General features: G+C 35.6%; 11 protein-coding genes and 1 pseudogene. 7 read left to right on the forward strand and 5 right to left on the reverse strand.

Going from position 1 to position 11,832, the window contains the following annotated elements; all coding sequences use genetic code 11:
• Nucleotides 1-81 precede the first annotated feature (81 nt).
• On the forward strand, nt 82-1,110 hold the full coding sequence (locus tag AAGD93_RS01635) for a hypothetical protein (RefSeq protein WP_341819652.1): 1,029 nt from the start codon (nt 82-84) through the stop codon (nt 1,108-1,110).
• A 25-nt stretch (nt 1,111-1,135) separates the two neighbouring features.
• Here the strand turns inward: AAGD93_RS01635 and AAGD93_RS01640 are convergent.
• Nucleotides 1,136-1,995, reverse strand: a protein-coding gene (locus tag AAGD93_RS01640) for an IS630 family transposase (RefSeq protein WP_264705388.1) whose coding sequence is annotated in 2 segments (ribosomal slippage) — nt 1,136-1,671 and nt 1,671-1,995 — 861 coding nt in all. Because the reading frame shifts where the segments join, the coding sequence is not laid out codon by codon here.
• 946 nt (nt 1,996-2,941) lie between these two features.
• Between AAGD93_RS01640 and AAGD93_RS01645 the strand changes: the two genes are divergently transcribed.
• Nucleotides 2,942-3,160 (forward strand): hypothetical protein, encoded by a 219-nt coding sequence (locus AAGD93_RS01645; RefSeq protein WP_341819653.1) that lies wholly within the window; start codon nt 2,942-2,944, stop codon nt 3,158-3,160.
• Nucleotides 3,147-4,487 (forward strand): recombinase family protein, encoded by a 1,341-nt coding sequence (locus tag AAGD93_RS01650; RefSeq protein WP_341819654.1) that lies wholly within the window; start codon nt 3,147-3,149, stop codon nt 4,485-4,487. The genes AAGD93_RS01645 and AAGD93_RS01650 overlap by 14 nt, the downstream gene beginning before the upstream one ends.
• Before the next feature lie 264 nt (nt 4,488-4,751).
• On the opposite strand, the gene AAGD93_RS01655 is transcribed toward AAGD93_RS01650, so the two are convergent.
• From AAGD93_RS01655 to AAGD93_RS01665, 3 genes and pseudogenes are all read right to left on the reverse strand, one after another.
• A complete protein-coding gene (locus AAGD93_RS01655; RefSeq protein ID WP_341819655.1) occupies nt 4,752-4,976 on the reverse strand; it encodes a hypothetical protein in 225 nt (74 codons plus the stop codon).
• Nucleotides 4,969-5,121, reverse strand: coding sequence for a hypothetical protein (locus AAGD93_RS01660; protein WP_341819656.1), 153 nt, complete (start codon nt 5,119-5,121; stop codon nt 4,969-4,971). The genes AAGD93_RS01655 and AAGD93_RS01660 overlap by 8 nt, the downstream gene beginning before the upstream one ends.
• A gap of 793 nt (nt 5,122-5,914) precedes the next feature.
• Nucleotides 5,915-6,508 (reverse strand): annotated as a pseudogene (locus AAGD93_RS01665) (hypothetical protein); the annotation flags it as partial.
• A gap of 61 nt (nt 6,509-6,569) precedes the next feature.
• Here AAGD93_RS01665 and AAGD93_RS01670 point away from each other — a divergent pair.
• Nucleotides 6,570-7,429, forward strand: a protein-coding gene (locus AAGD93_RS01670; RefSeq protein WP_264705388.1) for an IS630 family transposase whose coding sequence is annotated in 2 segments (ribosomal slippage) — nt 6,570-6,894 and nt 6,894-7,429 — 861 coding nt in all. Because the reading frame shifts where the segments join, the coding sequence is not laid out codon by codon here.
• A gap of 109 nt (nt 7,430-7,538) precedes the next feature.
• Here the strand turns inward: AAGD93_RS01670 and AAGD93_RS01675 are convergent.
• Nucleotides 7,539-8,570: a virulence RhuM family protein gene (locus AAGD93_RS01675; protein ID WP_341819657.1), complete on the reverse strand. Its 1,032-nt coding sequence runs from the start codon at nt 8,568-8,570 to the stop codon at nt 7,539-7,541.
• Nucleotides 8,571-9,442: 872 nt separating this feature from the next.
• On the opposite strand from AAGD93_RS01675, the gene AAGD93_RS01680 reads away from it, so the two are divergent.
• The 3 genes from AAGD93_RS01680 to AAGD93_RS01690 all read left to right on the forward strand — a co-directional run bounded on the left by AAGD93_RS01680 (nt 9,443) and on the right by AAGD93_RS01690 (nt 11,827).
• Nucleotides 9,443-9,886, forward strand: a complete 444-nt coding sequence (locus AAGD93_RS01680; RefSeq protein ID WP_341819658.1) for a Holliday junction resolvase — start codon at nt 9,443-9,445, stop codon at nt 9,884-9,886.
• 206 nt (nt 9,887-10,092) lie between these two features.
• Nucleotides 10,093-11,313 carry a DNA modification methylase gene (locus tag AAGD93_RS01685; RefSeq protein WP_341819659.1) on the forward strand — a complete coding sequence of 407 codons (1,221 nt, stop codon included), beginning with the start codon at nt 10,093-10,095 and terminating at the stop codon, nt 11,311-11,313.
• A gap of 16 nt (nt 11,314-11,329) precedes the next feature.
• A complete protein-coding gene (locus AAGD93_RS01690) occupies nt 11,330-11,827 on the forward strand; it encodes a hypothetical protein (RefSeq protein WP_341819886.1) in 498 nt (165 codons plus the stop codon).
• Nucleotides 11,828-11,832: the final 5 nt, after the last annotated feature.

The following is an 11,832-nucleotide window of genomic DNA, read 5'->3' on the forward strand; positions in this document are numbered from 1 at the left end:
TATCCTGCTGGAGAGGTAAAACGCTTTTACCATGGTATTACCTATCAAAAATTGTGGCTCATATTCTTTCTCGAACGTGCGATGGATAAAAAGTGTCCTTTCCTCTTGGCTACGGAAATGGAGTTAGCTGAAGGTTTTGGTGATATTATTCTTCGGTATGAACAAAACAGAAGAATAACACATAGATTCATACAAATCAAGCACAAGCAAGATGGACACAGAAAAATCAGCATAGGTGACTTATTAACATGGCGAAAAAGTAGTGAATTCAGCTTAGTAAAATATCTTGTTGCTTATTTAAAAATCAAAAGTAGAGGAAAGTTCGAGGGTGAAATAGAAGATTTTGTTATTGCCACAAATGTCGGTTTTGACTTTGAAAGTCTAGCAGATAAGGGAATTTCATTTACAAGAATGAACACAGAAGATGAGTTTCTGAATATAGGCAGTAGTGTAAGATATAAATTTGATAATAGTATTATCTCACACTTGCAAGAGAATATGGATTTTATAAAGGGTGAGGTAGGTGGACAAGTTAGCGATGGAGAAATAAATAAGAAAATAGAGGAATTTCCAGATAAATTGGTGTTTGCAGTTAATTTACCTAACCATGCTGAACTGGAAGGATTAATCAAAAATGAGATAAGTAACAAATTGATCGAAAAGTTCAACTACTTTGGTAATGACGAAACTGCTTACAACGCGCTTTTTATGAAAATGTGGAGTTGGATGAAGGATAGAGAAGGACGTTTCCTTTCACATAAAGAAGGCGAAGAGCTTTTCCGAAAAGTAGAGATGTGTGCTAGTACTTTAAGTGAGATAAGACAAGAAGTAGAGAAAGGGAATAAAGAAATAGGTAAAATAGCAAAACAACAGCGTAAGGATAGTAAAACACTGCATAAAATACATGCAGTTGCAACAACACAGAATAACAAGCAGATAGAGAAGCCTATTCAGTTTAATATGGTATATCCAGTTGAGATGTTTGTTGGGAGGGACAGCGAATTGCAAGAAATATATGGTAAATTGCATGAAAGTACTGGCAAACTAACGGCAATATCACAAATGGTTGTTATCGGTGGTCTTGGAGGAATAGGAAAAAGTGAGTTATAGCATTTCTCATAATAGTCCGAACAGGTCATAGGAAGGCAGAATCAACAGCACGACGAAAGGATTCGAATAGAGGAATGTTTTTCCTGGCTCTGTTTTTTATAGCAAACCAATGATGCTCAATTTTGTTGAAATCTGGAGAATAAGGCGGCAGATACAAAATTTCTGCACCAACCCCTTTAGCAAGCTCGATAATCTTATCAGACTTATGAAAAGTAGCATTGTCAAGAATGACAGTCTGTCCAGGTTCCAAGATCGGTGTCAAAAATTGCTCAAACCATCCATTAAAAACATCCATATTACAGTGGCCTTCAAAGGTTAACGGAACAACTATCTTTCTTCCACTTAAGGCTGCAACCATACTGATTCGTTGAGTTTTCTTTCCAGATTTTAAGGCATAAAACCGCTGTCCTTTCTGGCAATATCCGTAGGGGTAGTCTTCGGTGTTATCAATGCCAGACTCATCTATATACACTAAGTTTTTAGGTTCTTTTGTCGCTATAATTTTCAAAAATTCAGCACGTTTTTCTTCGTTTCTTTCCTTGTATCCATATGTCTTTTTTTGCGCGTAAATCCAATTTTTTTAAGGGCTCGATAGATCGTTTGGATACTAACGTTGTTCCAAAGTTTAGCCATTTCCGATAGAGTCTTTCCTCCGTGTTCTCTGGCAAATTTGGCAAAGGTATCCCAGTCGGTAATTTTGTGATTGTAACCCCCATTTCCAAGTTTTTTTGATTGAAAGTCTCCTGTTTCTTTTCTTCTTTGCTGCCACTCCCATAAAGTAGTTCGTCCAATCTTAAATCTTGCTGCCACTGTTTCTCTGCTTTCTCCTTCGTCTAGCGCTTCCATTGCTTTTTTTCTTAAATCATAACTATATGCTGCTGGCATTCAACCTCCTTATCATCATCTATCCTTATCCTATCACATCCGGACTTTTATGGAAAGAGCTATATCTTTCGTTTCTTTTGCCAGATAGTTTGAAAGAGGTGTATATGAGCTGAAAAATATCAAGTGAGTTTTCTAAATAAGACCTTCATACAAATTTTTTCTTTACAATTAATAAAAATGACGTTAAACTTATGTGTAAGTTTGTTTGCACCAATGGAATCATTAGGAATACCTTTTATTTGCCTTTTAAAGGGTGTTACAAGTGTTAGTTAGGTCAGGGTGGTATCTCAGATCATAGAATCGTCTTAAAACGCAATTATGGGCCATTTGTTTTTATTTGTCTTTCATTTCTTTTATCAGATAACTTTGAAAGAGAGCTTTACACATATCCATAGCTTATTATTATTGTAAGTAAAAGGGAAACGAACAGAGTAGTATGTTTTAAAGTCATACTACTTATTATTATTATATAATAATAGGGGTTATTTTGAAAACTGAAAATCGAACAAAGTCCTCTATATTCCTACCATCTTGCCCTCTTGTTCAGACTGCAGTCTCAAAATCTAAAGATGCTCTTAAACTATTGAAAATCTAGTATTTTTTTTAATTATTAACAAATTCTGACTTCGTAGACTGAGCAAAATCTGAACAAAATTGGCCAAAACTGAAATATTTAAGTAGTAAAGGATTTTGATAAAAAAGTTTAGATGTCTAAAATTTGATCATTATAAACCCAAACATTTGGATTTTCTTCTGGAACAATATCCCCATACTCCGGTGATTTATAATCAGTAGGTAAAATTTTCTCATATACCCCTGCAACAATGTTGCAACAAACATAAAACTAAAAAAAATAATTTCCCGGCAGCTTCTACTCAAAGAACGAGGAGTTGTTTTCACTTATAGAACCAACGATCAACTGACCATCTGTTTCGATGAGTGATATATGAACATATTTATATATTTTCAAGGAAAGCTCATGGGAAAAAAGAAACTAACTGTTCGTGTTAGCTATAGTTATGAACCTAATCGGTTAGCAGAATTGTACTTATTAGATGCATATAAAAAACTAGCATTAAATAAACAAGTAAATGGGAGCCAAAAGGAGAAAATTTTTGAATGTAACAATAGAATCAATTTAAGGGGGAGCAATGATAACTGTTAGTCTGTACGCGAGAGTTTCTTCAGGAAAACAAGTGCAAGGAGATACAATAGCAAGCCAAATTACTGCTATAGAGAATAAGATTAGTGCTGATGGACATAAATTACTAAGTGAATATAAATTTATTGATAATGGTTATAGTGGCTCTGATATAATACGTCCTAGTTTAGAAAAATTAAGAGATCAAATAGCAGAAGGTAATATTAATAAGGTTTATATTCATTCTCCTGATCGTTTGGCTCGCAAATATGTACATCAAATGTTATTAGTTGATGAATTTAAGAAATTGGGTGTAGAAACAGTTTTCTTGAATTGTCAAATTGACGATAATCCAGAATCTCAATTACTATTACAAATACAGGGTATGATAGCAGAATATGAACGTGCAAAAATTATGGAACGAAGTCGTAGAGGCAAGATTCACGCAGCCAATAAAGGCAGTATAAATGTAATGAGTGGAGCTCCTTATGGCTATCGTTATATAAATAAGCATATAGGAGGAGGACAAGCCTTTTTTGAAATTAATGAAGAGGAAGCTGAAGTCATTCGTAAAATGTTTTTTTGGGTGGGAAGGGGAAGAGTAAGCATTGGAGAAGTATGTCATAGATTAAGAGCTATGTCCATCGTAACACGAACAGGAAAAAGGTATTGGGATAGGAGTGTAGTCTGTCGTCTATTACAAAATCCTGCTTATAAAGGACAAGCAGCATTCGGTAAAAAAAAGCTAGGAGTAAAATTAAAACACGTAAGACCACAGAAACGCTCTTGTGAGCAACTGAAAGACAATTATTCTACTTTTCGTACTGATAAAGAAAATTGGATTTATATTCCTGTACCTAATATTATAAACGAAGATTTATTTGATATAGTTCAAGAACAGCTAACTGAAAATAAAAGAATAGCTAGGACAAGACGAATGGGAGCAAATTACTTGTTGCAAGGTTTAACAGTATGTCAGCTTTGTCATTATGGATATCATGGTATTAGCACTTGCTCTAGCGCTCGTCGAACATATTATCGTTGTACTGGTACGGAGCGAGGTCACTTTGGTGGCAATAAAATGTGTAATAATAGAATGATTCGTACAGATGTATTAGACGTGGCTGTATGGGAAGAGGTAAAATACCTATTGAAAAATCCTACTCGGATATTAGAAGAATACAAGCGTAGACTTTCAGAGATTAAAAAATCACCATTAGATCAAAAAAGTGACTTTCTTGAGAAAAAAGAAGATCAATTAAACTGTGGCATTGCAAGGCTTATTGATGGCTATACTCAAGGATACATCAATGAAGAAGAGTTTAAACCAAGAATTAAAGCAATGAAATAAACCTTACAAATGATCGGAGAGCAAAAGAAAAAGATATTTGATCAAAAAAGACTTGAACAAGACTTAACTCTAGTGGTGACTACTTTAGAAGAGTTTTCTTCTAGCGTTAACTCAAGTCTTGATAACGCAGATTGGCTAACTAGACGTGATATCATTAGAACATTAGTTAAGCGAATTGAGATTAACCATGAAGACGTGCATATCGTGTTTCGAGTAAAAGAGCTGCCAGACTCTTTCACACACAGTGGAAAAGCGGACCAAAGTTTATTGCAACATTGTTGCAGGAGTCAAAACTGTAACATTCTTGTTTAGTTGGCTGTCAAATTTTGTAGTTCTTTTTTCCATACCTGCAACACAAAGTATCCCGTATTTGGTTCTTGCAGCATTTTTACCTTCTCTGTTGAATTTAATGTAACCTTTTGCAGCAAGTACATCAATGCGGTTACGGATAGAATGCTGACTACCAAGACCTGCCTTATTTTCAAACACCTGACAGAATTGTATATACCTTTCCTCTTTTACGTGCTTCCTCATAAATCAATTGCAAAATAGTATCGTGTCTACGAGAACGTTCTGCATCTAGCCTCTGACCATAATCTTTGTTTACAAGCCTCTGTGATTCGTAATCAATCATATGCCAGCAGTTATCGATTTTATCGACACATTTTGATGGAATAGCATACGTAATTCAAACATCAGTTGACGACTACTTTGCCGTTCATCTGGCTTATTATTTTGAAAAAATATTTTACAACGAATAAAAAACGTGATAAACTAAAGTAGGGGTTTTTTTATAACAAGTAAAAGTTTAAAGTAAAAAATAATTTAGAAATGCCTCGTAATCGAGTTTTAAGCTACCCTATATGAGTAACTTAGGTCTTGGTGGTATAATTATACCCTGAAGTCGTAGAATCGTTTTAAAACCGCGCTAATTGTATCTTTCATTAAATGTAAATATCTTAATAATGTTTTGTGGCAGCCTTTCTGGACTTCTTTTTTTTTGCTGTTTAAGTTATTGTACTCTATTTGTGTTTTACTATTATTTTATATTATCTATTATTATTTATTACTATTATATATATATAATATATAAGGGTTTTAGGAAGCTAGAATCCGCCTCACTGGCTGATTTTAGACATGTAGTTTCTAGGAACGCTTTTAGGAACGTAGGTAAAAAAGCTAGCTCTCACGCAGAATTTAGATTCCTGATTTCTAATTACTGATTTAGGAACCTAGGAATTAGGAATGTAATACAATCATTGGCGGTGCTATTTCTTATATATTCTACCTATCTTTAGTTGAAAATTATATTGAGTGCTAAGATTAGCGTTTTAGTTGAGTGGATGTAAATTGATAGTAGCTATAGATTGAAAGGGCAATAGAGAAAACTGGGTAAACTCTAAAATATTTTTACCCATAAAAAAGACTTATCCTAACATTAAATTTTGCCTATAGCTAAAATCTTCAGCTCCAGGAGTGAATTTTCCTATACCACAAGCAAATGGTCCAGTTGGAATGTCAAGCCACTTATCCTCTTTTGAACCTGTAGACATCACTTTAACTAACTGCTTTACCTGTAAAAGTTCCTGTACCATACGCTCTAGTCTATCCCTTCCCATGCTGTGAAAAACTTCAGGTAGTCTATGCCGTTGCTTATATACTCCTGTGCTTCCTGTGTGAGTAAATGGATGTCCTGAAGCAGCAGATCGTGTAATTGTATCAGTAAGACATATTTTAAGGTCTTTTTCACTAACATTTTTAACTGTTAGTTGTGTTGTTATATCTTCTAGTAGCCCTGTTTCCTGATTTCTTAGGTAAGTTCTTACAGTGCGGTCAGCTAAACCATTGGCCTTCACAACTGCCCCATGAAACAAAGCATTCTGTCTTGGTGTTTCTCCTACTGCCTTAAAGATTTCTAGCCTAGCTGTATTTTCTATTGGCCAAAAAGCGTATGAGCATCTAACACCATTAACAAGGGCAGAGGTACCTCTAATTGCATCGCGTGCTTGTTCAGCAGTTATAGCTCTTTCCATAAAAGTCCGGATGTGATAGGATAAGGATAGATGATGATAAGGAGGTTGAATGCCAGCAGCATATAGTTATGATTTAAGAAAAAAAGCAATGGAAGCGCTAGACGAAGGAGAAAGCAGAGAAACAGTGGCAGCAAGATTTAAGATTGGACGAACTACTTTATGGGAGTGGCAGCAAAGAAGAAAAGAAACAGGAGACTTTCAATCAAAAAAACTTGGAAATGGGGGTTACAATCACAAAATTACCGACTGGGATACCTTTGCCAAATTTGCCAGAGAACACGGAGGAAAGACTCTATCGGAAATGGCTAAACTTTGGAACAACGTTAGTATCCAAACGATCTATCGGGCCCTTAAAAAAATTGGATTTACGCGCAAAAAAAGACATATGGATACAAGGAAAGAAACGAAGAAAAACGTGCTGAATTTTTGAAAATTATAGCGACAAAAGAACCTAAAAACTTAGTGTATATAGATGAGTCTGGCATTGATAACACCGAAGACTACCCCTACGGATATTGCCAGAAAGGACAGCGGTTTTATGCCTTAAAATCTGGAAAGAAAACTCAACGAATCAGTATGGTTGCAGCCTTAAGTGGAAGAAAGATAGTTGTTCCGTTAACCTTTGAAGGCCACTGTAATATGGATGTTTTTAATGGATGGTTTGAGCAATTTTTGACACCGATCTTGGAACCTGGACAGACTGTCATTCTTGACAATGCTACTTTTCATAAGTCTGATAAGATTATCGAGCTTGCTAAAGGGGTTGGTGCAGAAATTTTGTATCTGCCGCCTTATTCTCCAGATTTCAACAAAATTGAGCATCATTGGTTTGCTATAAAAAACAGAGCCAGGAAAAACATTCCTCTATTCGAATCCTTTCGTCGTGCTGTTGATTCTGCCTTCCTATGACCTGTTCGGACTATTATGAGAAATGCTATAAATGCTCGGAAGAAACAATATAAAGCGATTCTATAATTTTTACCTCCTCCTGATTTCTTTACTTTTATGAGATTTAGCCCTAAGCTTTTACACTTTTTTGATCAAGACTTTTCTTTTCTTCTATCAATTTATCAAAATCTGACTTGTATGACTTGTCCTGTGTTTTTCTAAATATCTCATATTCTTTTGTAGCTAAGGTAATTGCTACTTCATGAGAGACTTTGCCATAACTCTGCAATATATCTTGCTCATTAAATTTTAAAAATGCATCAAGTTTCTCTTTCCAATCCTTCATATACATTATTTTACCTCTGGCAGCTTGAAACTCTGCATAATCTATATACATATTTACTATCCTGTTTAGCTGAGCAATTTCATTTTTATCTAAATAGTTTTTTGCTACTTGCGTGTCAGAAAGAAAGATTTTTCCCTTAGGTGCCTTACGCCAATTTGTTAAGCCCATATTAGGTTTACCTCCATCCACTCTGTTTGCAATAATTTCTGCCGCTGTATTTCCAGTAATAGCAAAATGCAATTTGTTCTGTACTACAGCAAAGAAATTTTTCGTTTCAGATGAACAACTTGCATAGTCTACTGAAGTTGCATAAATATCTGTGATTTTCTGATAAGCCACACGCTCACTTGCACGAATTTCTCTAATTTCTTCAAGTAACTCATCAAAAAATCGAGTGTCAAATTTAGAGCCATTTTTAAATCTATTGCTATCAATCACAAAACCTTTGAAAATATACTTCTTTAGTTTATCAGTTGCCCATGTACGAAAAGCAGTACCACGCTCTGAATTAACACGATAACCAACCGATATCACAGCCTCCAAATTGTAGAAAACTACATCACGTTTTACCTCTCTTTCTCCCTCTTTTTGAACTATCGAGGATTTCTCGGTAGTTGAATTTTTGTCTAGTTCTTTACATAGATAAATGTTCTTTAAGTGCAATGAAATATTATCAATTGAACAGTCAAATAACTCAGCCATATGTTTCTGAGTAAGCCATAGATTTTCATTTTCAAATCTAACTTCAATACATACCTTTCCGTCATCTGTTTCATAGAACAAAATTTCATTATAATCTAGTGATTTGTTGTTCATATACTTCCTTAGCCATGTACTGCATATATAGCACCTTCTGCTTTAAGTGACAAATTTTTAGACGCAGAGCCATTGATACATAGAAGAAAGTTGTATACAATATCTCTGTTCGTTTCCCTCTTACTACAACCTATAATAAAAATATCCGATAAAGGAGGTGAAAACCAAAAGGTCCATAATTGCGTTTTAAAACGATTTTGTAACTCTGGGATAGAAATATCCTTTAACGCTTGTAACATCTTTTAAAAGGCAAATAAAAGGTATTCCTAATGATTCTATTGGTGCAAGTAAACTTATATATAAGTTTAACATCATTTTCATTCATTGTAAAGAAAAAATTTATATGAAGGTCTTATTTAGAAAACTCACTTGATATTTTTGCAATAGCTTTACTTCTACCATAAGTTTAACAGGCTTCAGAAGGCTCTTACTCTCATCTTTTTTTTATGCTGATAAAACTCAAATAAACGCTGGTCTAAAGTGTAAAGCAATTATCTGAGGTGGGCTTTTGGTGAGTTGCGTCATTGAGAAGTTAAGTTATTTTCAATTCTTTCAAACGACTTATTGTTTTTTCAAATCTAGCTCATATCAACTTTTTGGAAGAAATAACTTAAGATCAACTAAAACAAAAAAATTTTAGTGCAAATCAAATTTCTGACCTCATTTCTAGTATATATCTGTTAAGAGGTGGTTGAAAGAGCTACTATAACGTAGACAACCTCGACCCACATACTTCTTAGGGGTAGCACATGATTCTTGGATTTCCGTTGTTGGCCAATAAAAAAACTATAAACCGCTTTTTGATAGTACATTTTGACAGAACCAAACGATATTTAGGAACCAGTGCTACTCATAGTTTTAAATAATAGCAAATGTCAATCCTAACACTTGACCTCGGCAAGCAAACCGGTTGGGCAATTCTTACAGATGGAGTAATCCAAAGTGCCAGTGAGAGTTTTCACTCTAGCCGTTTCAGCGGAGGTGGCATGTGCTTTTTAAGTTTTAGTAATTGGCTTAATTCCTTGAAAGACATTTCTGCAGTGTACTTTGAGGAGGTAAGAAGACACCTTGGAACTGATGCTGCGCATTGTTATGGTGGTTTCTTTGCCGTTTTAGCTACTTGGTGTGAAAAGCATCATATACCATACAAAGGTGTTCCGGTGAAGACGATAAAACGTTTCATAGCAGGCAAAGGCAATGCCAGTAAGGGTGAAGTTATTGAAGCTGTAAAGGGAAAAGGGTTTATTCCTCAAGATGATAATGAGGGGGATGCTTTGGCATTGATGTTTTACATAATGAGTTTTCTGTGGTATTAATATTTTACATAATGAGTTTTAATACTAATTCCACTATAAGTAACGATTTTAATAATATAGAAACGGGGTAAAATGTGGGTCCTTCCCGCCAGCTAGGCTGCTTTGGTGGCGAAAAGCCCGGTCCCTCTCTAGCGTCAGACGTATTTTGATTATTAACTTTTTAATTAGTTATTAAGAATTTAAACATAGCAATTTAATACACTAATATGAACTTAGCAACACACTACTATCCTATTGAAAATCTTGTCGAATATGAGCGCAACCCTCGCAAGAATGACGATGTAGTAAACAGAATGTGTGCTTCAATCAGGGAATTTGGTTTTCGTATTCCGATAGTTGCAAAAAGCGATGGCACTGTGGTTGATGGTCATTTAAGGCTTAAAGCAGCAAGAAAACTGGGTATGGAGAGTATTCCAGTGGTGCTCAGTGATAACTTAAGTGAAGCCCAAACCAAAGCTTTTCGGTTACTAGCCAATCAATCAGCTAACTGGGCAAAGTGGGACGATGATCTTTTGAAGTTGGAAATTCAAGAGTTAGAAGATTTGCAGTTTGACCTCAAAATGACCGGATTTGAGCTAGAAAAAGTTCAACGTTTTCTTGATGATTTAGATGGAGAAAACAGTGAAAAAGAAGATTTTTCCGACTTAGCCGGTAAGGTAAAAATAACAAAACCAGGGGATCTGTGGATTTTAGGTGGTCATCGAATCTACTGTGGCGATAGTTGTCTGGTTGAATCGTTTAAAGCAGTATTAGACGATAAGATGGCAGATATTACCGTGTGTGACCCTCCGTATAACGTAGCATATGGTGACAGTCAAGAGAGAGAAGACAAAAAAATACTAAACGATGACCAAGGTGAAAAATACGAACTTTTTCTGTATGACATTTGTTCTCACGTTTTAGCATACACCAAAGGGGCAATTTACATCTGTGCATCATCATCTGAGCTTTCGACCTTGCAAAAAGTATTTGAAGAAGCAGGTGGTCGTTGGTCAACGTTCATCATTTGGGCAAAGAATCATTTTACGCTCGGAAGGTCTGATTATCAAAGACAATACGAAGCAATACTCTACGGGTGGAAAAACGGCAATAAACGTGAGTGGCATGGAGGACGCAATCAGAGTGATCTCTGGTTTCACGACAAGCCAACGTACAACTCACTACATCCAACGATGAAACCAGTGGAGTTAATGGAGAGAGCGATAGTAAACAGCAGTAGACCAGGGGACATAGTTCTTGATCCATTTAGTGGTTCTGGAAGTACATTGATTGCCTGTGAGAGGACAGGAAGAATATGCAGGACCATAGAGCTAGATCCTACGTTTGTAGATGTGACCATAAAACGTTGGCAAGTATACACGGGAAGAGAAGCGATACTTTCCAATACTGGCAAAACCTTTGCCCAAATTCAAGAAGAAAAACGGTAAAAGAAGGGAGAAAAAAGTGGAAGGAGGAAAAATCACGCAGACAGAATGGGCAAGGGAACAAGGGTTTGCCAAGCAATATGTCTGTTATTTAGTGAAGAAAGGAATAGTTGAGCTGAAAGATGGATTAATTGACCGAGAACAAGCAAATAGAGCAATAGAAGCAATTAGAGATCCAAGTCAACCACTGAGGAGAAAAGGTGGAGAAGAAGGGGAAAAAAGAGGAAATAATGATCTTTCAACGATGTTGCTTAAAACCCGAATTAAAAACGAGATGGAGCGGGGAAAACTGCTCGAGGCAAAAGCAAAAGCTGAGATTGGTGAACTTATCTCAGTAGAAGAAGTAAAGACTGAAGCATTTAATGTTGCGAGAGTTGTCCGTAATAATTTGCTTAACATTCCAGATAGGGTTTCAGCGTTACTAGCATCGATAAATGACACAGAGAAGATCCATGAAACATTAACTGAGGAAATCAGAACTGCGTTGGAAGAGTTAGTGGAAAATACATTTCAATGATACTA

Source organism: Wolbachia endosymbiont (group A) of Brachyopa scutellaris (assembly GCF_964026995.1).
GTDB lineage: Bacteria > Pseudomonadota > Alphaproteobacteria > Rickettsiales > Anaplasmataceae > Wolbachia > Wolbachia pipientis.